Here is a 23,212-nt window from a genome sequence, read left to right as displayed (position 1 = left end):
GTCGGAACGACCCGCCGGCCCGTCCGCTTTCCTGAAGACCCCATCTTCAGGAGACGACATCCATGGACGACCGGACCCACGCGCGCGCCGAAGACATCGCCGATCAGGAACGCGCCATCCAGCGCGACATTGACGCCAAGGACAAGGCGTCCGGCGATGACAAGCCGTCCGGCGCGATGCAGGCCGGCGCCCGCTCCTACCCCGAACCGCCCTTCCCGAAACAACACCAGACCAAGCCGGGCGACGAGGCCGCGCTGGATCCCGCGCCCCTCTATGATGCGCCCTTCTGGAAGGGATCGGGCAAGCTGGACGGGTTCGCCGCCCTGATCACCGGCGCCGATTCCGGCATCGGCCGCTCCGTCGCCGTCCTGTTCGCGCGCGAGGGCTGCGACGTCGTCATCTGCCATCTGGACGAGGACGCCGACGCCGAAACCACCAAGGCCACCGTCGAGGCCGAGGGGCGCCGCGCCGTCGTGCTGAAGGGCGACGTCTCCGATCCCGCCTTCGCCGAGATGGCGGTCAAGGCCACGCTGGACGCCTTCGGCCGGCTGGACGTCCTGGTGCCCAACGCCGCCTTCCAGGAACACGTCCCCGCCTTCGAGGACCTGACTTACGAGCATTTCGACCGCACGTTGAAGACCAACCTCTACGGCTATTTCAACATGACGAAGGCGGCGGTCCCGCACATGAAGGCCGGCGGCGCCATCGTCATGACCGGCTCGGTCACGGGTCTGATGGGCAATAAGGATCTGCTCGACTATTCCCTGACCAAGGGCGGCATCCACGCCTATGCCCGTTCGCTGGGCACGCATCTGGCGCCGCGTGGCATCCGCGTGAACGTCGTCGCGCCCGGCCCGGTCTGGACCCCGTTGAACCCCGCCGACAAGGACGCCGAAGCGACCTCGAACTTCGGCGCCGACACGGTGATGAAACGCCCGGCCCAGCCCGAAGAGATCGCGCCCGCCTACGTCTTTTTGGCCTCGCCCCAGATGTCCAGCTTCATCACCGGCGAGATTCTACCGATCATCGGCGGCTACGCCGGCGGCTGAACCGAAACCGCCGCCCTGCGATTGCGGGGCGGCGGCATCGCCTAGGCCAAGACGTCGTCGTAATCCGGATGCCGCTTGTGCCAAGCGACGGCGTAGCTGCACCGGGGAAACAGCTTCAGCCCCGTCTGGCGCGCGTGATCGGCCAGGGACTGCATGAACCGCCCCGCCGCGCCCGATCCGCGCAGCGACGGTTCGGCCTCAACATGCAGGATGATCCGCGCATCGCCCTTGACGGCATAGTCGGCCCAGACCAGGCCCGCGCCCTTGTCGTCGTCGAACGCCTGTTCAAATCGATTGTCGCTTTCGACGTCCTTGAACTGTCCCATCGGATTCTCCTTTGACGGATCAACCACCAAGGCCGGCGGGACGTTCCGCGAGCTTCGGATCGGCCCTTAGATCGGCTTGTCGTTCAGCAGGTTCAGCAGGCCGATCACGCTCTTGACCGTGAACCAGACGCTCAGCAGGAACCAGACCAGCAGGAACAGCAGCAGGAACGGAATGCCGATCAGCACGACCGACGCCAGGGCGCTGACGAAGATCCCGACCCAGGCCGCGATGGTCCACCAGAAGACCGACCAGAACAGCCGGATCTGCGCCTCGATATGCTGGCGCGCTACGCCCGTCGCCGTCCCGCGCGTGACATAGGACACCACCAGCCCGATCAGAACCAGCACATTGGCGCTGGGGATCGACAGGATGAACAGGGCCCAGGCGATCAGCGCCCCGACCTTGCCCTCGGACGGCTGCCCGGCGATGAAATTGGGTTCGTTCGTCATCGTCGGTCCTTCAGAACAACAGGCTGCGGGGGTGAGGAACGGCCTGTCCGCTCTTCAGTTTCAGCACCCCGAACGCGCCGCGCGCCAGGACCCAGATCGCCAGGGCGAACAGCACCAGCACGCCGATGTTGACCACGATCAGAAGGGCCCCGACGACCGCCGCCCCGACGGCGCCCAGAATGGTGCGCTGCTGATAGACGGCGTGGCTGTGCTCCAGCGGATCCGTCGACCGATCGCGCCGCATCACCGCCAGCAGGGCCACCAGGCACGACACGCCCAGCGTCGGCACCGCCAGCAGGATCAGCACATAGACCGCATACAGCCGCATCGGCACGACCGGTCCTTCACGACGCGGCGCAGCCTCGGCCGTCAGACGCTGGCGCACCGCGCGTACGGCCGGCGCCGGCTTGGCCTCGACAGGCTTCGGCTCGGACCGGGGCGGAAACGGCGCCGTCGGCCGGGTCGTCGGGCCCGACCGGTCGAAGGGCCCGGGCTCGGGTGGGTCGAAGAGGTCCGGTTCACGCTCGTCTGTGGGAAACGGCTCCGGCTGGCGCTCACGCGCACGGCCCGCCAGCGACGCGGGCGAAACGAAGCCGACCTCGGCGTCATGATCGTGGTCGTGATCGCGGGGCGCTGCTGGGTCTTTCGGGTCGCCGGGTTCGGCCATGAACAACGCTTCTGTCACGCCGGACGCCCGGCTGGAATCTGGCGACGACAATGGCGGTCGGCGCGGCGCGAAGCAACCGCCCTTACCGCCCCAGCACGATCTCGCAGCCCGGCGCCGCCACCGCCGCCAGGGCGCCCGGCTTTTCGATCCGCACCGTGGCCCGCTGCACCCGGCCATCCTCCAGACACGCCCGCGCCAGCCGTTCGGCGAAGGTCTCCACCAGCCCCACATGCCCCTCGGCGGCGATGGCGCGCGCGGCGTCCGCCACGGTCTCATAGTTGATGGTGTCGCCCAGCCGCTCGATCGGACGCGGCTCCAGCTCCAGCGTCACATCGATCACCAGCCGTTGCAGCCGCCCCTGCTCGTGGTCATAGACCCCGATCCCGGCCTCGACCTCCAGCCCGCGCACGAACACGCTCAGCCGCTCGAAACGCAGCCGATCGTCCGCCGGAGCCGGCGTCGCCAGAGGAGAGGAAACCACGCGCTACTCCTGGATGTCGGGGGTGCGCCAGGCCAGGTGCTGGCCCCCGTCGACGGCGATCATCTGGCCCGTGACCATCCGGGCGTCAATCAGCCACAGCACCGCCTCGGCCACCGCCTCGGGGCTGCCGGGCGTTTCCAGCAGGGTGGCGCGCGCCTCGGCGGCGAACTCTTCGGGTGTCTGATGGATGGACGGCAGGGTCGGCCCCGGCCCCACCCCATTGACCCGAATGCCGGGCGCCAGCGCCTGGGCCAGGGTCTGGGTCGCCCACCACAGGCCGTTGCGCGACAGGCTGTAGGAGAAGAAGCGCGGATCCGGCTTCAGCACCTTCTGGTCCAGCAGATTGACGATGGCGCCCTCGACGGCTTGCGCCGCAAACGCCTCGGCCAGCACGATCGGCGCCCTCAGATTGGTATCGAGATGCAGGTCCCAGCTGTCGCGCGTCAGCTCGCCGATCCGGTCGTCCTCGAACACCGAGGCGTTGTTGACCAGCACGCTGACCGGCCCCAGCGCCTCGACCGCCGCGGGGATCAGCGCCCGCACCCTGGCCTCGTCCGTCAGGTCCGCCTGCAACAGGCACGTGCGCCGCCCCAGGCCCGCGATCTCGTCGGCCAGGCTGCGGGCGTCGTCGCCCGACGCATGATGATGGATCGCCACGTCGAACCCGGCCTGGGCCAGCTTCAGACAGATGGCCCGTCCGATCCGCCGCGCCCCGCCCGTGACCAGGGCGACGCCCCGCTCAGAGCGAGCAGCCGCCTCAGTCAACCCGACCGAACTCGAACACGTTGAACGCCGCCAGAACGGCGATGAAGCCGAAGATGATGCCGAGAGCCAGCATGGAATGCTCCTGTTGTCCGTCTTGGCTTAGAGCGGGACGGAGTGGGGTTCAAGCCGAACGACGGGCGGACCCGATCTTCGTCGCCCCGCGCAACGCAAAAGAAACGGCGGCCGGAAGTTTTCCGGCCGCCGCAGTTGAGGTTTGAAGACAAGCCGGGCGCAGACGGCAAGCCGCGACGCCCAGCCTGATTTTCATCAGAAGGTGTAGCGAACACCCAGATAGGCACGACGCGGTTGAACCCACGCATTGGCTTCGCCGAAGGCGTACTGACCGCTGCCCGCGACCAGCTTCTGCTCGGCGGTGGCGGCCTGGTTGTCCAGGATGTTGAAGATGTCCAGGAACAGTTCGGCGTTTCCGATCGGCAGCGGCCGCTGATAACGGAAGCGCATGTCGAAGGTGTAATACGACGGACCCGTCGCCGAACCGACGTTGTTCGGCAGCACGAAGGTGTCCTGCACACCGCCCGACGTCGAGCCGTTGTCCATCAGCGGCAGATAGCGGCCGCTGATCAACTGCGCCGGCGTATAGAGCGCGCCGCTGTTCCAGTTGAAGACGCCCGACACCTGAAGACCGAAGTTAAAGTCGTACGAGGCATACGCCTTGAACTGGTGTTCGATGTTGCCGGGTTGCGGTCCGTACATGTTGGGCGCGCGGGGGTCGAGTGCGATCCAGTCGCCTTGGAAGTCGGCGTTGGAGTCGGAGTTCGAGTTCCCTTCGGCCTTGTTGTACGTATAGGACGCCTGCCCTTGCCAGTTGTCGGTCTTGAACTTGGTGACCGTGACTTCGAAGCCGGTGTAGTTGCGCTCTCCGCCCGGCAGCGTGCCGATGACGTAGTTCGAGTTCGGCTTGGACGCGTAGCCGAAGTACGAATACGGCAGATAGTAGAACGAACCCGGATAGGCGTAACCGAAGGGCGCCGTGGCGGCCGTCAGCGTCGGGTCGGAATACAGCGTCAGATCGAAGTCTTCCAGAATGTCGCGCGTCTCACGACGCGTGACCGTCGCGGTCAGGCCGACGCTGGAGCCCAAGGTGGTCGATGCGCCCAGCATGAACTCATCGGTATAAGGCGTCTTGGTCGCTGGCGAGAACAGGGCGTCCGGCGTGGTCGCGCCGCCGCGGGTGCGGAAGGTGACCCAGGTGCCGTTGATGTTGATCTGCTCTTCATCGACCGGACCGGTCAGGGCGCCTGCGAAGTCCGACATGTTGTTACGGATGGGATCGTAATAGCGGCCCGCGAAACCGAACACCTTCGAACGACCGTCTCCGAGCACGTCATAGACGACGCTCAGACGCGGCGCATATTCCCAATCGAAGGTCGCCGTCTTGGAGCCGTCGGAGGCGAAATGCTCCCACTTTTCGGCTCGAACGCCAGCATTGACGGTCAATTGGTTGAGGGTCCAGGTGTCCTGCAGATACAGGCTCTGGCCTTCGCTTTTCACGGAGTATGGCGCGCTGATGGTGCGCAGGGCGCGATAGACATTGACGTTGCCGTAGGGCGCGCCGGCCGTGTTGGTGAAGCGATAGGCGTTCAATTCGGCCTGGGAGACGGTGCCGTCCAGGTTGGTGTCGACCGCCGCACGCGCCGTGGCGTTGCCCTGAATGGCGGCCAGAACCCGCGCATTGTCGGCCTGCACGATCGCACGACCAGTCCATGCGTTCGCGCCGCTGGCTGTCGTGTAATCGAGGTAGGTGGTGCCCGAATAGATCGGGGCCAGCGACTGATAGGTTACGCCGCCCGGAACAGTCCCGTTTTCCTCATACACGTTCTCGGTGTTGATATAGCCGCCCTTGAAGGTGTGGCTGCCGAAGGCGGTGTCGAGATAATATTCGAAGTTCAGACCGAACTCGTCGCGGTTGCGATGCGTTTCCAGATTCGAACCTGCGCCACCCAGTTGACGCTGAGCTAGGGTCGATCCGGCCGAGTTCCGGAAGGTGACGGTATCACGCACCGACTGGTCCGCAGCGCTCGTCGTGACTTCGCCTTCGTGACGGAACCAATAGGCGCCGAGTTGCAGATCGCCCCAGGTCCGGCCGTATTCGACCTTATAGTTCTTGCCCCCCTGCTCCTGCGCTACATCGCGATTATTCAAGGTCGCCGAAGAGTTGGATCCGCTGATGCTGGTCGGATCTTCGAAATAGCTAGCCGTTAGACGATCATCGTCAGTGATCTGCCATGTCAGCTTGCCGAAGGTGTATTCGCCGTCATTGGTGACGGTGCGCAGAACATTGCCGCTGTTGACGTCCAGAACCTCATCTTCACGGTGTTTCTTCTGGTACGAACCATAGAACCACAGACGATCGCGGATGATCGGCCCGCCCAGGGTCGCGGCGGTGTCATAGGTAGAGAAACCGCCCGAAGTGGTATGCTCGTCCTTGGCGACCAATCCATCGTTCTGGAAGTAGTAGTTTAACGAACCGTGGAATTCGTTGCCGCCGGACTTGGTGACGACGCGCGAGATCAGACCGGACCCACCAGCATATTCGGCGGGCACGCCGCTGACGATGACCTGTTGTTCCTGAATGATTTCCGAGTTGAAGTTGGTTCCGAACGTCCCGGTCGACGGGTCGGTCACGTCGACACCGTCCAGATAGTAGACGTTATCGGTCGAAGTGCCGGTCGCACCGCCGATGTCCGAATAGTTGATGCCGGAGCGCGAGGACGGGTTGCCGCCGCTTGAGGGCTTCACGCCGGGAACCAGTTGCAGATAGCTTTGATAGCTGCGCCCCGTCGGCAGCGACTCGACCACGCCCAAGGTCAACGTCGTTCCGACCGTCGCAGAGGTGACGTCCACGGAGGCCAGCGACGTGCCGGTTACGACGATATCGCCCAGGGTCGAGACGTCGCCCCCCGTAAGGGCGTAGCCGAGAGAACGCTCTTGACCGCTGACAACGGCGACGTTGTTCGCAGTGAAGGCATCATAGCCAGGCGCGACGACATTGACAGAGTAGTTGATTGCAGGATCCAGGCCCGAAAGGCGCACGAAACCGGCAGAGTCTGTCACGCCGCTACGCGTCACCAGACTGACGGAAGAATTAACGGTCACCGTTGCGCCAGCCACGGGCTGACCACCCGCCTGGATGGAAATGCGAAGCGCGCCCGTCTGAGACTGCGCGTGCGCCACGCTCGGCAGGGCGACCAGCGACATGACGGGAATCGCGGCCAGCAAGGCGCCGCCTACGACGGTGCTGGCCAAAAGGCGTTGACGGATACTGCGACTGTTCAAAACGAACCCCTCCTTGAAAAGAGCCCGACGACCGATCGACATCCCCATGCCGATGGCCCCCGGCGCACACCCAGGGCGGGTGTGGTGAAAGGGAGCCTAAGCAGACGCGCCGCATTCGCCACGATTATTACACGACCGTCATAAAACAGCGTCACGCCGTGCCAATATTGCCACGCATAAGTCACACTTCAGATTGCAATGTTATAACAAATCGATTTTTTGAGGTCGTTTGCGGCCCCAAATGGATACGCTAGTGCTGAAACACGGCGAATTTCCATAGTGTTGGCCCACCGATGACCTAGCGCATCCACGTCGAACCCTTCACTCGTCCACTGTTCTCCCCTGGTCGCGTCTGACGCGCGGCAAGACGCTGGGCGTGCGGGCGGTGGCGGTGGATGCGCGCGGGCGGGTGCTGATGGTGCGGCACACCTATCTCAAGGGCTGGTGGCTGCCGGGCGGCGGGGTGGACCGGAGCGAGACCACCCACGCCGCCGTGGTGCGCGAACTGCGTGAAGAGGCCGGGCTGGTCGCGCGCGGGGCGCCGCGCCTGATCTCGATCCATTCCAACGAGCGATTCTTTCCCGGCGACCACGTCGCCGTCTTCCGCATCGACGCCTTCGATGTGGGCGAACGCACCAGTCACGGCGAGATCGCCGAGATCGGCTGGTTTTCGCCCTCCGCCCTGCCCGACGACGTGAACCGGGGCTGTCGCGCGCGTCTGGCCGAAATCTTCGACGGCTCCCCGATCGATCCGGATTGGTGAGACGGAAACCACCCCTCGCTGCGTTTCAGAATGGTCAAGCCTGTTCGGAAGGATCGCACCATGCCTCTTTCGCGTCGTCTGGCCCTTATCGGCCTGGCCGTCAGCGCCACCCTCCCCTCCCACGCCCTCGCCCAGACCCGCAGCGATCGTCGACAGCGTCGCATGCCGACCTCCGGCCCGGTCGTCGCGCCCGCCCATACCTTCACCTTCGGTCCTGACCCGCTTCAGGCCTATGATCTCTATGCGGACGGAGGGACGGGACCGATCTTGATGTTCGTCCACGGCGGCGGCTGGTCGCGGGGCGAACGGACCAATGTCGCCGCCCTGCCGGACTATGCTCAGCGGCACGGCTTTACCCTGGCCTCAACCAGCTATCGGCTGGCGCCCGCCGTCAGCGCGCTCGAGTCGGCCCTGGATGTCGCCGCCGCCGTCGCCGATCTGAAGCGCCGCCTGCCCGGACGGCCGATCTATCTGCTGGGCCATTCGGCCGGGGCCCATCTGGCCGCGCTGGTCGGAATCGATCCGAACTATCTGGGCGCGGTCGGGCTGAAGCCGTCGGATCTGGCGAATGTGATCCTGCTGGATGGCGCCGGCTATGACGCCACGGCGTCGCGCGGGACCGGCCCGATCAATCAGTGGCTGGACCGGACCTACGATCAGGCATTCGGCGATCAGGCAGCCGCCTTGTCGCCCACCTTGCGTGTCCGATCCGGCGTAACCTACCCGCCCTTCCTCATCTTCCACGTCGCCCGGCGGCAGGATTCAACGACCCAGAGTCGCGGCCTGGCTGAGGCTCTGATCCGGGTCGGCGGCCGCGCAGAGGTCGTCGCTGCGCCGGACAACAGCCACATGACCATCAAACGCGACTTCGGCGTCGCCGGCCATCCCGAAGGCGAACGCGCCGCCCGCTTCATCCGGGGGTAACAATCGGCGGTCGCCATGCTAGCCAAGGGCCATGAACCCGTCCCTGCTCGCCATCCTCGTCGTCATCCTGGCCGGCGGCGCGACCGCGCTTCAGGCCCCGACCAACGCCAAGCTGGCGACCGCCGTGGCCTCCCCGGTCAACGCCGCCTTCATCTCGTTTGCGGTCGGCACCACGGTGCTAGGAATCTTGGCGGCCATCCTGCACACCCGGCCGGACATGGCCGCGACGCGGGCGCTGCCCTGGTATGCCTGGCTGGGCGGGGCCTACGGCGCCTGTTTCGTGGTCGCGGCCGCTTGGGGCGTGCCGCGCCTGGGCGTGGCCATGACCATCACCCTGATGGTCGGCGGCCAGCTGTTGCTCAGCCTGGCGCTGGATCATTTCGGGGCGCTGGGCGTGCCGCGCCAGCCGCTGAACATCGGCCGCATCGCCGGGGTGGGGCTTGTTCTGGCCGGCGTCCTTCTGGTCCGGCGCTCTTGACCCTATATCGGGCGCGATGACCGAGGAGACGCCTGATTCCCAACTGAAAGCCGCCGCCCTGATCGCCGACGAGGCGCGCCGGGCGCCGGACAAGCCGGGCGTCTATCGCATGTATGGCGAGGACGGGTCGTGCCTGTATGTCGGCAAGGCCAAGTCGCTGAAAAAGCGCATCATCCAATATGCGCAGGGGCGTTTTCACACCCAGCGCATCGGCCTGATGGTGTCGCAGACCCGGTCGATGGAGCTGGTGGTCACCGCCACCGAGACCGAGGCCCTGCTGCTGGAATCCAACTTCATCAAGAAGCTGAAGCCCCGCTTCAACGTGGTGCTGCGCGACGACAAGTCCTTCGCCGAACTGATGATCCGCCGCGACCACCGCGCGCCCCAGGTCAGGAAGCATCGCGGCGCCCACACGACGCCCGGCGACTATTTCGGCCCCTTCGCCTCGACCTGGGCGGTCAACCGCACACTGAACACCCTGCAAAAGGCCTTCCTGCTGCGGTCCTGTTCCGACAGCGTCTATGAGACCCGCACCCGCCCCTGCATGCTGCACCAGATCAAGCGTTGCTCGGCCCCGTGCACCGGGCTGATCAGCCTTGAGGACTATGGCGAACTGGTCACCGAGGCCGAACAGTTCCTGCGCGGCAAGTCGCGTGCCGTCATCGGCCGCCTGTCCAAGGAGATGCAGGCGGCGTCCGACGAGATGGATTTCGAACAGGCCGCCCGCGTGCGCGACCGCATCCGCGCCCTGTCGGCCATCGCCATGGAGAACTCCGTCAGCGCCGACAGCGTGGCCGAAGGCGACGTCTTCGCCCTGCATTCCGACGGGGGCCAGGCCTGCGTCCAGGTCTTCTTCTATCGCGCCGGCCAGAACTGGGGCGGCCGCGCCTATTTCCCGCGCGTGGACAAGACCGACACCGATCCCGAGATCCTGGCCGCCTTCCTGGGCCAGTTCTACGAGGACAAGCCGATCCCGCGCCTGATCCTGTCCAACGTGCGCCCGCACGAGCTGGAACTGCTGGAAGAGGCCTTCTCGATGAAGGCGGACCGCAAGGTCGAGATCGTCCGTCCGATGCGCGGCGAGAAGCTGGCGCTGGTCGACCACGCCCTGACGAATGCGCGCGAGGCCCTGGGCCGCCGCCTGGCCGAAAGCTCGGCTCAGGGCAAGATCCTGGACGAGGTGTGCGAGGCCTTCGGTCTGGAGAGCCGGCCCGAGCGGATCGAGATCTACGACAACGCGCACATTCAGGGGACCAATGCGGTGGGCGGCATGGTCGTCGCCGGCCCCGAAGGCTTTCAGAAGTCGCAGTATCGCAAGTTCAACATCCGGGGCGAGGACCTGACGCCCGGCGACGACTACGGCATGATGCGCGAGGTGATGCGCCGCCGCTTCTCACGCCTGGTCAAGGACGAGGAAGAGGGCGAAGACGTCGTCCGCCCCGACCTGCTGCTGATCGACGGCGGCGCGGGGCAGTTGGCGGAGGTGCTGGCGGTCATGGCCGATCTGGGCGGGCTGGACGACATCACCGTCGTCGGCGTGGCAAAGGGGCCCGATCGCGACGCCGGCATGGAGAAGTTCTTCATGCCCGGCAAGGCGCCCTTCATGCTGCCGCTGAAATCACCGGCCCTCTACTACCTCCAGCGGCTGCGCGACGAGGCCCACCGCTTCGCCAACGGCGCCCACGCCAAGCGTCGCTCGATGGACATCAAGAAGAACCCGCTGGACGAGATCGAAGGCGTCGGCCCCGGCCGCAAGAAGGCCCTGCTGCACGCCTTCGGCTCGGCCAAGGGCGTCAGCCGCGCCTCATTGGCCGATCTGGTCAAGGTCGACGGCATCAACCAACCCCTCGCGGAACGCATCCACGCCTTCTTCCGGAAGGCCTGAACCGTGTCACCACTCCAGCAGGATCAGGTTGGGTATGTCGCGAAAGTCGTCGCCGTTGCGCGTGACCAGCGTCGCGCCCGCCGTGATCGCCTGCGCCGCGATCATGCGATCGAGCACCTTTCGCCGCGAGAAGCCGCAGGTTTCGACGATTTTGCGATAGGCCTGCGCCTCGGCCGCGCCGAAGGGCAGCACCGGCAAGGCATCCAGCAGGGCGTCCAGTCTCGCTCGTCGTTCGTCGGCGCTGGCGTCCATCCGGCCGAGATCGGCCTCCAGCTCCACCCTGCTGACGATGGAGAGCAGAAGCGGCGGGCTCAAAGCGTCTACGCGCTCATCGATCACCGCATCGCCATCGCGCAAGTGGATGGCGACATTCGTGTCCAGCAGATAGGCCACGCGTCAGAGACCCGGGCGCTCGGGAATTTCCACCTCATGGCGCACGCCGATGCTGTCGGGCTTGGGCAGGCTGCGCAGCTTGGCCAGCATCTCTTTGACGGATTTCTGCTTGGGCGAGATGGTGACGACATCCCCCTTGCGTTCGATCTCGACCTCGACCCCCGGCCCGAACGAGATTTCCTTCGGCAGCCGAACGGCGTCGCTGTTGCCGCTTCGGAATGTTCGACTGGTGACGGGCATGACCACCTCCTTCGTATAGACATGTATACACCATTTATCGCCGCCCCTCAAAACGCTACAGGCGCAATATGAGCGACATCGAAGACGAACTGACCGCCGGCTATCGCCGCTTCCGCGCCGAGCACTGGCCGACGGCCCGCGCCGAGTACGAAACCCTGGCGACAAAGGGCCAGAAGCCGCACACTTTGATCGTGGCCTGTTCCGACAGCCGCGCCGATCCGGCGCTGATCTTCGACGCCAAGCCAGGCGAGCTGTTCGTCGTGCGCAACGTCGCCAACCTGGTCCCGCCCTATGAGCCGGACGGCAAGCTGCACGGCGTGTCGGCGGCGCTGGAGTTCGGGGTCAAGGTGCTGGGCGTCAAGCGGATCGTAGTCATGGGCCACGCCCACTGCGGCGGGGTCAACGCCATGATCAACGGCGCCCCTGAAATCGTCGCCGATTTCGTCGCCCCCTGGATCGCCCAAGGCGCCCCCGTCGTCCAGCACGTCGCCGAAACCGTCGACCCCGACCAACTGGAACGCGCCGCCGAAGAGGCCATCGTGCGGCTGTCGATCCGGAACCTGCGCACCTTCCCCTGGATCGCCGAGCGCGAAGCCAAGGGCGAACTTCAGCTCAGCGGCCTGCATTTCGGCATCGCCGAGGGCGCGCTTACGGCCCTGACCGACAAGCCCCGGTTCGAACCGTTGGATTGAGCGGCGAACCGTGCCACACCCGGCGCGTTGCAACGGACATGACGATGACCTCCGCCCACCGCGCCAACCCCATTCCCAACATCCTGACTGGGCTGCGTCTGGCGGCCGGGGTGGTGATGTTCGCCATGATGGCCGGGGCCGCGCCGGGCGCGCTGGAGGCCTGGCTGTCGCCGGAGACCCAGGGGCGGTTCAGCGTCTGGGCCTTCTGGATCTTCGTCATCGCCGCCTCGACCGACTGGGTCGACGGCTACCTCGCCCGCCGCTGGAACGCCACCACGCGCTGGGGCGCCATTCTGGATCCCATCGCCGACAAGGTGCTGGTGACCGGGGCCATCCTGGGCGTCCTGGCCTCGGGGTCCCTGCCCGGCATCGCCCTGCCCTGCGGCCTGATCCTGTTCCGGGAGTTCGCCGTCTCGGCCCTGCGCGAGACGATGGCCGGCCGCATCGAACTGCCGGTCACCCTGGCCGCCAAGTGGAAGACCACGGTGCAAATGGTGGCGCTCGCCGCGCTTCAGCTGACCCTGCTGTGGGGCGCCCTGGGTCTACAGAACGACGACGGATCGCCGCTGGCCTGGCAGCCGGCGTTCGAATCCTTCGCCATCTTCCTGATCTGGTTCGCCGCCATCATCACCCTGTGGACCGGCTGGCAGTATTTCAGCGAAGCCCGTCGCCAGATGCGCGACCTTTAGGGTCGCAGCGTCAGCCCGGCCGGCGTGGCGGAAAAGGCGGAAAGCCGGCCCAGATAGCTCATGCCCAGCAGGGAGTATTCCAGCCCCTGCTCGACCACCAGGGCCTCGACCCGGTCCACCCGCGCGCCCGCGACCGAAACCGTCTTCAGCTGAACCGGCGCGGCGCGCACGACGCCCGAGGCCGTCTGGACCTTGCCGGTGAAGGCTTCGGGCTCGGGATCGACGCCCAGTCTCAGGGCGTCCGCGCGCGTCAGGGCGACCACGCTGGCGCCGGTGTCCACCAGCACCCGCACCGCCTTGCCGCCGATATTGGCCTCGGCCCAATAGTGGCCGTCCGCGCCCTTGACCACCTGGGCGTCGGTTCCGGAGGCGCCGATCGCCGCATCGACCACGGGCGTCGCCGCCTGGGCCATGCCGTCGCCTTCCAGATGGCGGATCGTCAGGGCCGTGCCGAACGACGCCATGAGCGCGAAGCCGAGAACCACGACAGATTGGGTATCGATGCGAACCATGCCTCTGTCCTAAAGGCGCGGCGTTTGGATGGGGTGAAACGACGTGGCTGACGAAAGCTTAAGCCGCGAACCGCGCTAGCCCAGCTTGGCCGGATCGACCTGACTACGGCGCGACGGCAGTTCGGCCATGACCGCCGCGCGCTCGGCGTCGTTCAGCGCCCGCCAGCCGGCGATCTCCTTCAGGGTGCGAAAACAGCCCAGGCACAGGCCGCTCTCGCCATCGACCGCGCACACCATGACGCAGGGCGTGGCGATGGCCTTGGGCGGTCTGGGCCGGTTCGGGGTCGTCGCGCTCATTGTGACACAGCGGCGAAAATCACTCCGACTCCTGACGAATAAAGTTGCAAATTCACGAAACTGTCTTATATTGGCTGATGACGCGAAACGACTGACGGTGGAATCCCATTGGTACGACGCGTCTCTTTTCATCGTTCTGCGAAAGGAGACGCCAAGATGAACGATAAGGAGCGTAACCTCCAACACGCCATGATGTCCTTCGCCCTTTGGGGCGGGATGCTGGTCAACAGTCGGCATATGCCGTCGAACTCGGGCCGGGTGGTCAGCCATCCGTCCAACTTCGTACCCTATACGATCAAGAAACGCTGACGGCCCGCTCGGCCCTCAGCCTGAAGAAGCCCCGGTCTCGCCGGGGCTTTTGCAATTCCGGGCTTGCCTGACGCGGCGTTCGCGGTCGATGACGGGCGCGAAGACGGAGACGATGCATGGGCCTGATCACCGAAGAGAAGCGGGGCGCGATCCTGATCTGGACGCTGGATCGCGAGGCGCGGCTGAACGCCCTGCCCGATCTGGGCGACGGCGACGAGGTCGCGGCGGCGTGCGAGCGGGTCAACGCCGATCCGTCGATCCGCTGCGTGGTCCTGACCGGCGCCGGGCGGGCGTTCTCGGCCGGCGGCGATCTGACGGCGATGCGGGACGGGCGCGATCTGTTCGAGGGGTCAGGCGCCGCCATCCGCGAACGCTATCGCCGCGTCGTCCACCGGATCGTGCGGTCTCTGTATGGGCTCGAGGTTCCACTGATCGCCGCCGTCAACGGGCCGGCGATGGGGCTGGGCTGCGATATCGCCGGCCTGGGCGATATCCGTATCGCGTCTGAGCGCGCCAGCTTCGGCGTGCCCTTCCTGAAGCTGGGCATCATTCCCGGCGACGGCGGATCGTGGCTGCTGCCGCGCAACATCGGCTATGCTCGCGCCGCCGAACTGCTGTTCACCGCCCGCTCCATCGACGCCGCGACGGCGGCCGAATGGGGGTTGGTCAATCGCGTGGTCGCGCACGACAGCCTGATGGACGAAGCTCTGGCTGTCGCCGCCCAGGTCGCGGCCCAGCCGCCCCAGGCCCTGCGCATGGCCAAGACCCTGCTGCGTCAGGGTCGCGACACGACCTTCGACCAGATGCTGGAGATGTCGGCGGCGATGCAGGCTCTGGCCCACCTGACCGAGGACCATCAGGAAGGCGTCGCCGCCGTGCTGGAAAAGCGGCCGGGCGATTTCACCGGAAACTAGGGCTGGGCCGCTGATCCGACGTCTTATTTCGTCTTCATCGCCTCGCTGGGCCCGACGCCGGCGGCGACGGCGCGTTTGGCCCCGGCGGTCTCGCCCGGCTTCATGAACTTGACCAGCACCCGCTGTCCGATCAGCAGGGGCGCATCGCCGGCCGAGGCGACCACTTCCACCACCCGCTCGTCGCTGCGCTGCGAGGGGTCGTCAGAAGCCAGTTTGCGCGCGCCGAACACGGCGGCCCGACGCATGACCGCGCCGATATAGACCTTGCTGGCGTCGCCCTCGGGGCTGATCTCGACGGCCTGGCCGTCGGTTAGGTTCGGCAGGTCGCTCTCGACCACCTCGGCGCGGACGATGCGCGGCGCGTCCGGCTCCAGATCGAACATGTTGGAAACGTTCAGGGTAGAAGCGCCGGCGCCGGGGTTGGCGTAGCGGCGCACGATCCGGCCGTTGGTTGGCGCGCGGATGACCGTCAGTTCCTGATTGTAGCGGGCCTGATCCAGTTGAGCGCGCGCGGTTTGGACGGCGGCGACCTGCGACCCCAGGCGGGCTTGGGCGGTGGCGATGGCGTCCTGGGCCTGGTCCATGCGCTGGGCGGCGACGAAGTTGGTGGCGACCAGGCGCTGCAGACGTTCCTGCTCGCGCTGGGCGGTGCGGATGTCCACGCGGATCTGGGCCAGTTGGCTTTCGGCCTGGCTGACGGCGGCGGCGGCCGCCTGAACCGCCAGACGCGCCTCGTCGTCTTCCTGACGGGCCAGGATCTGACCGGCGACGACGCGATCGCCTTCCTGAACCAGGACGTCACGGACGATGCCGCCGCGACGGGCCGCGATCTGGATGATGCCGCCCTCGACGTCGACCTTGCCGTTGGCGATGGCCGCATAGGGGCTGTCGACCTTGGTCGCCACCGCCTTTTCCTGCTCGGCCTTCTTGGTCTTGGCGGCGGACTGGAACAGCATGAAGCCGACCGCCAGCACGATCACCAGCAGCAAGCCGATCCAGGTGCGTTTTTTCTTCAGAAAGCCGGGCATTGGCGTGTCGTCCTAAGGGAAATCGTCGTGTCGGTTAGTGGGACGCCAGGATGGCGTTCGGATCGGGGATGCGGCGCTGGTCGTCCAGGATCTTGCCGTCCTCGATGTGGATGACCCGGTCGGCCCAGGCCTCCAGGCGTGGATCGTGGGTCACGCAGATGACGGCGGCGCCGTGTTCGGTGGCGGCGCGGCGCAGCAGCTTGATGACCACCTGGCCGTTTTCGCCGTCCAGGGCCGAGGTGGGTTCGTCGGCGAACAGGATCTTGGGATCCTTGGCCAGGGCGCGGGCGATGGCGACGCGCTGCTTTTCACCGCCCGACAAAGCCGCCGGCCGCTGGTGCAGACGGTGGCCCAGGCCGACCTCTTCAAGGGCGATCGTGGCGCGCTTCTTGGCCTGGCCCGCGGTCAGCCCCTGGAACTTCAGCACCGTCTCGACCTGCTGCAAGGCGGTCAGGGCCGGGAACAGGTTGAAGCCCTGGAAGATGAAGCCGCAGTTATCCAGGCGGAACTTGTCGATCCGGCCCGAGGACAGCTTCCACAGATCGTCGACGTCCAACACGTCCACCCGGCCCTCTTCGGGCTTCAGCAGGCCCGACAGGGCTGCGATCAGGGTGGACTTGCCCGAGCCGGAAGGCCCCATGACCATTGTCAGGTCGCCATGCCGCGCATCGAAATCGACGCCCTTCAGCACATCCACCCAGGCCTTGCCGGACTTGAACCGCTTGACCAGGCTTTTGGCCTCGATGGCGAAGTCGCCGTGCTTGCCGTGAACCTTTGTATGAACGTTCATCGCAGCAGGTCCGCCGGTTGGCTGTTCTTGAGGATGCCCAGCGACAGCAGGCCGGACACCATGGCGATGGCGATCAGGCCGATGCCCACGATGATCAGCAGCGACAGCGGCAGGGCGATGATCACCGCCCCCATCATCGCCAGCAGCGACACCAGCCAGGTCAGGACGATGGCCGCGATGACGCCGACGACGCCGACCCAGAAGCTGAGTTCGACCACGATCCGACGTAGCGAGCCCATGCTGACGCCCAGGGCCCGCAGGGAGGCGAACTCCTTGATGTTGGCCATGATGGCGCCGCGCAGGGTCTGCCAGGTGATGGCCACGCCGATGATGACGCCCAGCACGACGCAGCCGCCGATGATGATGACCAGAATGCCTTCCTCGAACATGGCGCCGGCGTTGGCGTCGGCCAGCTGCTGCTTGGTCCAGGCCTTCCACTGACCGGCGCCCATGGCGTTCAGTTGAGCCACCACGACGGGCGCACGTGCCGGATCACGCAGCTTGACCATCAGGGGTCCGACGCGCGGACCCGTGTCGGCCTGGCCCAGCATCCGAAGGGTGTCGCGCGACATCACCACGCCCGGCTGCATCATGTTGGGATAGCCGCGCGTCACGCCGACGACGGTGACGGTCTGGCCGTTGTACAGGGCCTTGTCGCCCAGTTTCACGCCCAGGGTCGTCAGGGCCGTCTCATCGACCGCCACGGTGTAGGGTTGGCGCAGCGCATCGACCAGTTCCTGCGAATAGTCGGTCGGGATGGTCACCGAGCCGGGACGGGTGTCGATGATGCTGGCCTGGACGAACTTCTGACGCGGCGCGCCCTGCGACGCATTGTCCGCCTGGCTCTTTGTCGGATCGACGTTCTTGATGTTCTGGAAGGTGCCGCCGGCGCCGTCCAGCGGCATGACCTCAACCACCTCGGGGTGGTTGTAGGCCAGGGGGATGAACCGACGCGGCACGCCCGACGGTCCGCCGATCAGGCTCTTGGCGCCGGGCTGCATGATGAAGATGTCGGCGTTCGACCGCTCGATGGTGGCGGTGAACCCCTTGCCGATGCCGATGAAGACGCCGGTCATCGCCAGGACCAGAAGCCCGGACAGGGCCAGGGCCATGACCGCCGCCATATAGCGACGCCACTCGAACAGCAGTGTTGATAGCGCAAGCGACATTGTCGTCGATAAACCCCCGGTACTTGCGCCTATCTGACCGTGCGCCCCCTCACCGCCAAGTTAAATCGGGGTAAGGCTTGTGAACCCTCGTCATTGCGGGTTCGAAATCGGGGGATTAAGGGCCTTACAGCCTCTTGGCGCCCACCCTTCGTCGGCGCTAGTTACAACATAACAGATGGGACAGGCCGTCCCACGCTCTGGGAAACACGCCTTCATGTCCTTGCCCTCGCTTCGTCTCACCGCCTCTCTGGCCGCGCTCGGCGCCGCCACCGCCGTCCTGTCCGCGCCTGCGACCTCCGCGCGCGCCGACGAGGGCATGTGGACCTTCGATAACTTCCCCATCGCCACGGTGAACGAGAAGTATGGCACCAACATCGACCAGGCCTGGCTGGACCGTGTGCGCAACGCCGCGGTCCGCCTGCAGGGCTGCTCGGCCTCGCTGGTGTCGAACGAAGGCCTGGTGCTGACCAACCACCACTGCGTCGTGTCTTGCGTTCAGGATCTGTCCACCGCTCAGAACGACTACGTCAAGAACGGCTGGATGCCCGCCACCCGCGAGGAAGAGAAGAAGTGTCCCGGCCAGACGGCCGAGATTCTGACCGACATCGTCGACGTCACCGACCGCGTGACCGGCGCCGGCGCCGGTCTTGAAGGCGCCGCCTTCGTTCAGGCCCGCGCCGCCGAGATCGACAAGATCCAGAAGGAGACCTGCGGCGACGACCAGAAGCTGACCTGCCAGGTCATCAGCTTCTACCGCGGCGGCCAGTACAAGCTCTACAAGTTCCGCAAGTATGACGACGTGCGCCTGGTCTTCGCGCCCGAGTTCCAGGCGGCCTTCTTCGGCGGCGACCCGGACAACTTCAACTTCCCCCGCTACGCCCTGGATGCCGGTTTCCTGCGCATCTACGAGGACGGCAAGCCGGTCGCCACGCCGAACCACCTGACCTGGAACGCCAATGCGCCCAAGGAAGGCGACGTCACCTTCGTCGCCGGCAACCCCGGCTCGACACAGCGCCTGCTCACCGTGGCCCAGCTGGAAACCCTGCGCGACCAGCAACTGCCGATCAGCCTGATCCAGACCTCGGAACTACGCGGTCGCCTGCTGGAGTATTCGACCACCGGCGAAGAGGCCAAGCGCGTCTCGGTCGATCCGATCTTCGGCCTGGAGAACGGCTTCAAGGTCAACTACGGTCAGCAGGGCGCCCTGACCGACCCGGCCTTCATGGCCACCAAGCGCCGCGAAGAGCAGGAGCTGCGCCAGCGCGTCGCCGCCGACCCGGCCCTGGCTCAACGCATCGGCGATCCGTGGGCCGATCTGGAACGCGCCTCGAGCGCCCAGCGCGACCTCTATCTGCCCTACCGCCAGCTGGAATCGGCGGCCGGTCAGCGCTCGTCGCTGTACAGCTACGCCAAGGCCATCGTCCGCGCCTCCAAGGAACGCGCCAAGCCCGTTGCTGAACGCCGCGCCGGCTATTCGGACGCCGACATCGCCTCGCTGGGTCGTCGCCTGGCGACCGAGACGCCGATCTCGAACGATCTGGAGAAGATCTATCTCGACTTCTGGCTGTCCAAGACCCGCGAGTATCTGACGGTCGACAATGCGAACGTGAAGGCGCTGCTGGGCAAGGAAAGCCCCGAGCAGATCGCGGAGCGTCTGGTCGACGGCACGCGTCTGGCCGATCCCGCCTTCCGCGCCCAGGCCCTGGCCATGACGCCGGAGCAACTGGCCGCTTCGGGCGACCCGCTGCTCCAGTTCGTGCTGGCCAATGACGATGCGGCTCAAGCCGTCCGCACCCAGTGGGAATCGGCCGTGTCCGGCCCGACCAGCCGCGCTGGCGAAAAGATCGCCCAGGCCCGGTTCGCGGTTTACGGCACCAACCTGTACCCCGATGCGACCTTCTCCTTGCGCCTGTCCTACGGCCAGGTGAAGGGCTGGACCAATCGTGGCGTGACGGTCGAACCCTTCACCCAGATCGGCGGCCTGTACGAGCGCAACACCGGCGCCGAGCCCTTCAACGCGGCCGAGGACTGGCTGGCGGCCGAGGGCAAGGTCAACAAGTCGACCGTCTATGACTTCGTCTCGACCAACGACATCATCGGCGGCAACTCGGGCTCGCCCGTGATCAACGCCAAGGGCGAAGTCATCGGCGCCGCCTTCGACGGCAACATCCACTCGCTGGGCGGCAGCTTCGGTTACGATCCCGAGCTGAACCGCACGGTGACGGTTTCGACCGCCGCCATCACCGAGGCCCTCCGCAACGTCTACAACCAGCCGCGCCTGCTGCGCGAACTGGGCGTGCGTCGCTAAGCTGAAAATCCTTCTCCCCTCGGGGGAGAAGGTGGCTCGCGCAAGCGAGACGGATGAGGGGGCTGGTTGACCCAGGCCCCCTTTTTCCATTTTGAATGCGGACAGAGCCCCCTCATCCGAGCCCTTTGGGCTCACCTTCTCCCCCAAGGGGAGAAGGATCAGGAGTTTTCCATGCGCCCTCTTCTCCTCGCCTCCGCCGCCGTTCTCGCGTTCGCCGCCGCCAGCTCGGCCAGCGCCGAGGAAGGGATGTGGACCTACGACAACTTCCCCATCGCCCGCGCCAATCAGACGCTGGGGACCAATATCGATCAGGCCTTCCTGGATCGGGTGCGGCTGTCGTCGGTGAAGTTCGGCGGCTGTTCGGCGGGCGTGGTTTCAGCCCAGGGTCTGGTGATGACCAACAACCACTGCGTCGCCACCTGCGTGGCCAACCTGTCCACGCCGCAACAGCAGTATGGCGAGACGGGCTTTACGCCCAGGACGCGCGAGGAAGAGCGCAAATGCCCCGGCGCCACGGCCGAGATCCTGACCGACATCTCCGACGTCACCGAGCGGATGCACAAGGCCGGCGAAGGGCTTGAGGGCCAGGCCTTCACCCAGGCGCGCGAGGCCGAGGCCGGCCGGATCGAGACCGAAGCCTGCGGAAACGATCCCAAGATCCGCTGCCAGGTCGTCAGCCTGTACCGGGGCGGCCAGTTCAAACTCTACAAATACCGCAAATACAGCGATGTGCGCCTGGCCTGGGCGCCGGAAGACCGCGCCGCCACCTTCGGCGGCGATCTGGACAACTTCTCCTTCCCCCGCTTCGCCATCGATGCCGCCTTCATCCGCCTGTACGAGGATGGCAAGCCGGTCGAGACGCCGGTCCACTTCGCCTGGAACGCCGACAAGCCGACCGAGGGCGAGGCCGTCTTCATCACCGGCAATCCCGGCGCCACCCAGCGCCTGCTGACGATGGACCAGCTGGCCACAATTCGCGACGTGGTCCTGCCGCTGGATCAGCTGATCGCCTCTGAGCTGCGTGGTCGTCTGATCCGCTATGCCGAAGAGGGCGAGAACCAGGCCTTCATCGCCATGGACCCGATCGTGGGCGTGGAGAACACCTACAAGCGTGGCCTGGGCCGCATGCGCGCCCTGACCGACGCCCAGTTCATCCAGGCCAAGGCGGCGGCCGAGGTCGACTTCATGCAGCGCTACGCCGCCGCCAACGGCAATGGTCCCGATCCCTGGGGTGCGCTGGAAGCGGTCCAGCCCATCGCGCGCGAACTCTATGCGCCGACCGCCCTGCTGGAAGGCGGCACGGGCCTGGGCACCACCTCTGTCGCCGGCGGATCGCAGCTGTTCCAGTGGGCCAAGGCCATCGTGCGCGGCGCGCAGGAGCGGGCCAAGCCGTCGGACCAGCGTCTGGCCGAGTTCGCCGACAGCCGCCTGCCGGGCGTCGAATCCGGTCTGTTCGCCGAGCGGCCGACCTATCCCGAGCTGGAGCAGATCCGGCTGGAATGGTGGCTGTCCAAGACGCGCGAATGGCTGACGGTGGACAGCCCCTACGTTCGCACCCTGCTGGGCAAGGAAAGCCCCGAGGAGTTGTCGGCCCGCGTCGTCGCCGGCACCAAGCTGGCCGATCCGGCCGTGCGTCGCGCCCTGTGGACCGGCGGTCTGGCGGCGGTTCAGGCGTCGGACGATCCGATGATCCAGTATGTGCTGTCGATCGACGCCGACGCCCGCGCCGTCCGCACGGAATGGGAAAATAAGGTCAAGGCGCCGACCGACCGCGCGTCTGAACAGCTGGCCGCCGCTCGCTTCGCCGCCTATGGCGACGCCGTCTATCCCGACGCGACCGGCACCCTGCGCCTGACCTATGGCAAGGTCGAAGGCTCCGACGTGCCGGGCCAGCGCTTCGGCGCCTTCACCACCTTCGCCGGCCTGTGGGACCGCGCCACCGGCGCCGAACCGTTCAAGGTCGCGCCCAAGCTGATGGCCGCCAAGGACCGGATCGATCCTAACGCGGTAATGGACATGGCCGTCTCGACCGACACCATCGGCGGTTCGTCCGGCTCGCCCGCGGTCAACGCCCGGGGCGAGATCATCGGGGCCAACTTCGATTCCACCGTCCTGACCCAGCGCAACGCCTATGGCTACGACCGCAACACGAACCGCAGCGTGATCGTCACCACCCAGGCCGTCACCGTGGCCCTGCGCGATGTCTATGGGATGGATCATCTGCTGACGGAGCTCGGCGTCAGCCGGTGACGCCGATCGCCATACGCGCGGCGACGTCCGACGACGTCACCGCGCTGCATCCGCTGATCGAGCGCGCCTATCGCGGCGAAACGGCCAAGGCCGGCTGGACGCATGAAGCCGACCTGCTGTTCGATGATCGCACCAGCGCAGCGGAGCTGGCGTCCCTGATCGCCGATCCCGACCGGGTCATCCTGGTGGCCCATCGCGACGGCGCGCTGATCGGCTGCGTCCAGGTCGCACGCGCCGGCGACGACCTGGCCTATCTCGGCATGCTGACGGTCGAGCCGACCTTGCAGGCGTCCGGCCTCGGCCGTCGTCTGCTCGCGGCCGCCGAAAGCGAAGCGGTCGCGCGTTTCGGCGCACGCCGCATGGAGATGACGGTCATCCACCGACGGGCCGAACTGATCGCTTGGTACGAACGACGCGGTTACGCCCCGACCGGCGAAACCCGCCCCTTCCCCGTCGATCCGCCGCGGCCCGAGCTGGATTTCGTGGTGCTGGAAAAAGCGCTCTAGCCGCCCCTTGCAAAACGGACAGTCGTGTCC

At 66.4% G+C, this 23,212-nt stretch carries 25 protein-coding genes; 12 read left to right on the top strand and 13 right to left on the bottom strand.

The features are described 5' to 3' along the window. Window positions 1–62: 62 nt before the first annotated feature. A complete protein-coding gene (locus tag ABIB58_RS05340) occupies window positions 63–1,049 on the top strand; it encodes an SDR family oxidoreductase (RefSeq protein WP_354039482.1) in 987 nt (328 codons plus the stop codon). 41 nt (window positions 1,050–1,090) lie between these two features. Here ABIB58_RS05340 and ABIB58_RS05335 read toward each other — a convergent pair whose 3' ends face one another. From ABIB58_RS05335 to ABIB58_RS05310, 6 genes are all read right to left on the bottom strand, one after another. After that, entirely contained in the window at window positions 1,091–1,375 is a 285-nt protein-coding gene (locus ABIB58_RS05335) for a GNAT family N-acetyltransferase (RefSeq protein WP_354039480.1), read from the bottom strand. Window positions 1,376–1,441: 66 nt separating this feature from the next. Continuing rightward, window positions 1,442–1,825, bottom strand: a complete 384-nt coding sequence (locus ABIB58_RS05330) for a membrane protein (RefSeq protein WP_017505097.1) — start codon at window positions 1,823–1,825, stop codon at window positions 1,442–1,444. 10 nt (window positions 1,826–1,835) lie between these two features. After that, entirely contained in the window at window positions 1,836–2,492 is a 657-nt protein-coding gene (locus ABIB58_RS05325) for a hypothetical protein (RefSeq protein ID WP_354039477.1), read from the bottom strand. 82 nt (window positions 2,493–2,574) lie between these two features. After that, window positions 2,575–2,973 carry a dihydroneopterin aldolase gene (folB, locus tag ABIB58_RS05320; RefSeq protein WP_242077060.1) on the bottom strand — a complete coding sequence of 133 codons (399 nt, stop codon included), beginning with the start codon at window positions 2,971–2,973 and terminating at the stop codon, window positions 2,575–2,577. Between the two features lie 3 nt (window positions 2,974–2,976). Continuing rightward, window positions 2,977–3,738, bottom strand: a complete 762-nt coding sequence (locus ABIB58_RS05315; protein WP_354039474.1) for an SDR family oxidoreductase — start codon at window positions 3,736–3,738, stop codon at window positions 2,977–2,979. A 267-nt stretch (window positions 3,739–4,005) separates the two neighbouring features. After that, on the bottom strand, window positions 4,006–7,035 hold the full coding sequence (locus tag ABIB58_RS05310) for a TonB-dependent receptor (protein ID WP_354039472.1): 3,030 nt from the start codon (window positions 7,033–7,035) through the stop codon (window positions 4,006–4,008). A gap of 376 nt (window positions 7,036–7,411) precedes the next feature. Here ABIB58_RS05310 and ABIB58_RS05305 point away from each other — a divergent pair, with 376 nt between their 5' ends. The 4 genes from ABIB58_RS05305 to uvrC are packed head-to-tail and all read left to right on the top strand — an operon-like array spanning window position 7,412 to window position 11,085. After that, complete coding sequence (locus ABIB58_RS05305; RefSeq protein WP_369796299.1) at window positions 7,412–7,798, top strand: NUDIX domain-containing protein; 387 nt, start codon at window positions 7,412–7,414, stop codon at window positions 7,796–7,798. Window positions 7,799–7,858: 60 nt separating this feature from the next. After that, complete coding sequence (locus ABIB58_RS05300; protein WP_354039470.1) at window positions 7,859–8,722, top strand: alpha/beta hydrolase; 864 nt, start codon at window positions 7,859–7,861, stop codon at window positions 8,720–8,722. A 31-nt stretch (window positions 8,723–8,753) separates the two neighbouring features. Next, entirely contained in the window at window positions 8,754–9,200 is a 447-nt protein-coding gene (locus ABIB58_RS05295; protein ID WP_017505105.1) for a DMT family transporter, read from the top strand. Window positions 9,201–9,216: 16 nt separating this feature from the next. Next, entirely contained in the window at window positions 9,217–11,085 is a 1,869-nt protein-coding gene (gene uvrC / locus ABIB58_RS05290) for an excinuclease ABC subunit UvrC (RefSeq protein ID WP_045811948.1), read from the top strand. Between the two features lie 6 nt (window positions 11,086–11,091). Here the strand turns inward: uvrC and ABIB58_RS05285 are convergent, their stop codons facing one another. After that, complete coding sequence (locus tag ABIB58_RS05285; protein ID WP_045811949.1) at window positions 11,092–11,478, bottom strand: PIN domain-containing protein; 387 nt, start codon at window positions 11,476–11,478, stop codon at window positions 11,092–11,094. 3 nt (window positions 11,479–11,481) lie between these two features. Next, a complete protein-coding gene (locus ABIB58_RS05280) occupies window positions 11,482–11,718 on the bottom strand; it encodes an antitoxin (protein ID WP_045811950.1) in 237 nt (78 codons plus the stop codon). 68 nt (window positions 11,719–11,786) lie between these two features. On the opposite strand from ABIB58_RS05280, the gene ABIB58_RS05275 reads away from it, so the two are divergent. Together ABIB58_RS05275 and pgsA are read left to right on the top strand one after the other, a co-directional pair. Then, on the top strand, window positions 11,787–12,410 hold the full coding sequence (locus ABIB58_RS05275; protein ID WP_045811951.1) for a carbonic anhydrase: 624 nt from the start codon (window positions 11,787–11,789) through the stop codon (window positions 12,408–12,410). A gap of 44 nt (window positions 12,411–12,454) precedes the next feature. Then, entirely contained in the window at window positions 12,455–13,099 is a 645-nt protein-coding gene (pgsA, locus tag ABIB58_RS05270) for a CDP-diacylglycerol--glycerol-3-phosphate 3-phosphatidyltransferase (RefSeq protein WP_026108402.1), read from the top strand. Here the strand turns inward: pgsA and ABIB58_RS05265 are convergent. Together ABIB58_RS05265 and ABIB58_RS05260 are read right to left on the bottom strand one after the other, a co-directional pair. Continuing rightward, window positions 13,096–13,611, bottom strand: a complete 516-nt coding sequence (locus ABIB58_RS05265) for a retropepsin-like aspartic protease family protein (RefSeq protein ID WP_354039465.1) — start codon at window positions 13,609–13,611, stop codon at window positions 13,096–13,098. The genes pgsA and ABIB58_RS05265 overlap by 4 nt on opposite strands. A 75-nt stretch (window positions 13,612–13,686) precedes the next feature. Beyond that, the gene (locus tag ABIB58_RS05260; protein ID WP_354039463.1) at window positions 13,687–13,908 is read right to left on the bottom strand and encodes a DUF1289 domain-containing protein; all 222 of its coding nucleotides are present in this window, start codon (window positions 13,906–13,908) and stop codon (window positions 13,687–13,689) included. 156 nt (window positions 13,909–14,064) lie between these two features. Here ABIB58_RS05260 and ABIB58_RS05255 point away from each other — a divergent pair, with 156 nt between their 5' ends. Together ABIB58_RS05255 and ABIB58_RS05250 are read left to right on the top strand one after the other, a co-directional pair. Further along, complete coding sequence (locus ABIB58_RS05255; protein WP_017505113.1) at window positions 14,065–14,217, top strand: hypothetical protein; 153 nt, start codon at window positions 14,065–14,067, stop codon at window positions 14,215–14,217. Between the two features lie 116 nt (window positions 14,218–14,333). Further along, window positions 14,334–15,131: a crotonase/enoyl-CoA hydratase family protein gene (locus ABIB58_RS05250; protein WP_354039460.1), complete on the top strand. Its 798-nt coding sequence runs from the start codon at window positions 14,334–14,336 to the stop codon at window positions 15,129–15,131. 23 nt (window positions 15,132–15,154) lie between these two features. On the opposite strand, the gene ABIB58_RS05245 is transcribed toward ABIB58_RS05250, so the two are convergent. The 3 genes from ABIB58_RS05245 to ABIB58_RS05235 are packed head-to-tail and all read right to left on the bottom strand — an operon-like array spanning window position 15,155 to window position 18,118. Beyond that, window positions 15,155–16,159, bottom strand: a complete 1,005-nt coding sequence (locus ABIB58_RS05245; protein WP_354039458.1) for an HlyD family secretion protein — start codon at window positions 16,157–16,159, stop codon at window positions 15,155–15,157. 34 nt (window positions 16,160–16,193) lie between these two features. Next, complete coding sequence (locus tag ABIB58_RS05240) at window positions 16,194–16,949, bottom strand: ABC transporter ATP-binding protein (protein WP_039248125.1); 756 nt, start codon at window positions 16,947–16,949, stop codon at window positions 16,194–16,196. Next, entirely contained in the window at window positions 16,946–18,118 is a 1,173-nt protein-coding gene (locus tag ABIB58_RS05235; RefSeq protein WP_354039455.1) for an ABC transporter permease, read from the bottom strand. Before ABIB58_RS05235 ends, ABIB58_RS05240 begins: the two co-directional genes overlap by 4 nt. A 214-nt stretch (window positions 18,119–18,332) precedes the next feature. Here ABIB58_RS05235 and ABIB58_RS05230 point away from each other — a divergent pair, with 214 nt between their 5' ends. From ABIB58_RS05230 to ABIB58_RS05220, 3 genes are all read left to right on the top strand, one after another. After that, a complete protein-coding gene (locus ABIB58_RS05230) occupies window positions 18,333–20,426 on the top strand; it encodes a S46 family peptidase (RefSeq protein WP_354039453.1) in 2,094 nt (697 codons plus the stop codon). Between the two features lie 171 nt (window positions 20,427–20,597). Then, the gene (locus ABIB58_RS05225; protein ID WP_354039451.1) at window positions 20,598–22,676 is read left to right on the top strand and encodes a S46 family peptidase; all 2,079 of its coding nucleotides are present in this window, start codon (window positions 20,598–20,600) and stop codon (window positions 22,674–22,676) included. Then, window positions 22,673–23,182, top strand: a complete 510-nt coding sequence (locus ABIB58_RS05220; protein ID WP_354039449.1) for a GNAT family N-acetyltransferase — start codon at window positions 22,673–22,675, stop codon at window positions 23,180–23,182. The genes ABIB58_RS05225 and ABIB58_RS05220 overlap by 4 nt, the downstream gene beginning before the upstream one ends. The last annotated feature ends 30 nt before the right edge of the window (window positions 23,183–23,212 follow it).

The sequence above is a fragment of the Brevundimonas sp. UYEF29 genome (genome assembly GCF_040546195.1).
Taxonomy (GTDB): Bacteria; Pseudomonadota; Alphaproteobacteria; order Caulobacterales; family Caulobacteraceae; genus Brevundimonas; species Brevundimonas huaxiensis.
This window is presented reverse-complemented; position numbering and strand designations above follow the sequence as displayed.

Coding starts and splice junctions, on each gene's coding strand:
- ABIB58_RS05275 (WP_045811951.1), top strand. CDS start 11,787: ATGAGCGACATCGAAGACGAACTGACCGCCGGCTATCGCCGCTTCCGC.
- ABIB58_RS05240 (WP_039248125.1), bottom strand. CDS start 16,949: ATGAACGTTCATACAAAGGTTCACGGCAAGCACGGCGACTTCGCCATC.
- ABIB58_RS05330 (WP_017505097.1), bottom strand. CDS start 1,825: ATGACGAACGAACCCAATTTCATCGCCGGGCAGCCGTCCGAGGGCAAG.
- uvrC (WP_045811948.1), top strand. CDS start 9,217: ATGACCGAGGAGACGCCTGATTCCCAACTGAAAGCCGCCGCCCTGATC.
- ABIB58_RS05295 (WP_017505105.1), top strand. CDS start 8,754: ATGAACCCGTCCCTGCTCGCCATCCTCGTCGTCATCCTGGCCGGCGGC.
- ABIB58_RS05230 (WP_354039453.1), top strand. CDS start 18,333: ATGTCCTTGCCCTCGCTTCGTCTCACCGCCTCTCTGGCCGCGCTCGGC.
- ABIB58_RS05255 (WP_017505113.1), top strand. CDS start 14,065: ATGAACGATAAGGAGCGTAACCTCCAACACGCCATGATGTCCTTCGCC.
- ABIB58_RS05265 (WP_354039465.1), bottom strand. CDS start 13,611: ATGGTTCGCATCGATACCCAATCTGTCGTGGTTCTCGGCTTCGCGCTC.
- ABIB58_RS05250 (WP_354039460.1), top strand. CDS start 14,334: ATGGGCCTGATCACCGAAGAGAAGCGGGGCGCGATCCTGATCTGGACG.
- ABIB58_RS05260 (WP_354039463.1), bottom strand. CDS start 13,908: ATGAGCGCGACGACCCCGAACCGGCCCAGACCGCCCAAGGCCATCGCC.
- ABIB58_RS05280 (WP_045811950.1), bottom strand. CDS start 11,718: ATGCCCGTCACCAGTCGAACATTCCGAAGCGGCAACAGCGACGCCGTT.
- ABIB58_RS05245 (WP_354039458.1), bottom strand. CDS start 16,159: ATGCCCGGCTTTCTGAAGAAAAAACGCACCTGGATCGGCTTGCTGCTG.
- ABIB58_RS05325 (WP_354039477.1), bottom strand. CDS start 2,492: ATGGCCGAACCCGGCGACCCGAAAGACCCAGCAGCGCCCCGCGATCAC.
- ABIB58_RS05300 (WP_354039470.1), top strand. CDS start 7,859: ATGCCTCTTTCGCGTCGTCTGGCCCTTATCGGCCTGGCCGTCAGCGCC.
- ABIB58_RS05225 (WP_354039451.1), top strand. CDS start 20,598: ATGCGCCCTCTTCTCCTCGCCTCCGCCGCCGTTCTCGCGTTCGCCGCC.
- ABIB58_RS05235 (WP_354039455.1), bottom strand. CDS start 18,118: ATGTCGCTTGCGCTATCAACACTGCTGTTCGAGTGGCGTCGCTATATG.
- ABIB58_RS05335 (WP_354039480.1), bottom strand. CDS start 1,375: ATGGGACAGTTCAAGGACGTCGAAAGCGACAATCGATTTGAACAGGCG.
- ABIB58_RS05340 (WP_354039482.1), top strand. CDS start 63: ATGGACGACCGGACCCACGCGCGCGCCGAAGACATCGCCGATCAGGAA.
- pgsA (WP_026108402.1), top strand. CDS start 12,455: ATGACCTCCGCCCACCGCGCCAACCCCATTCCCAACATCCTGACTGGG.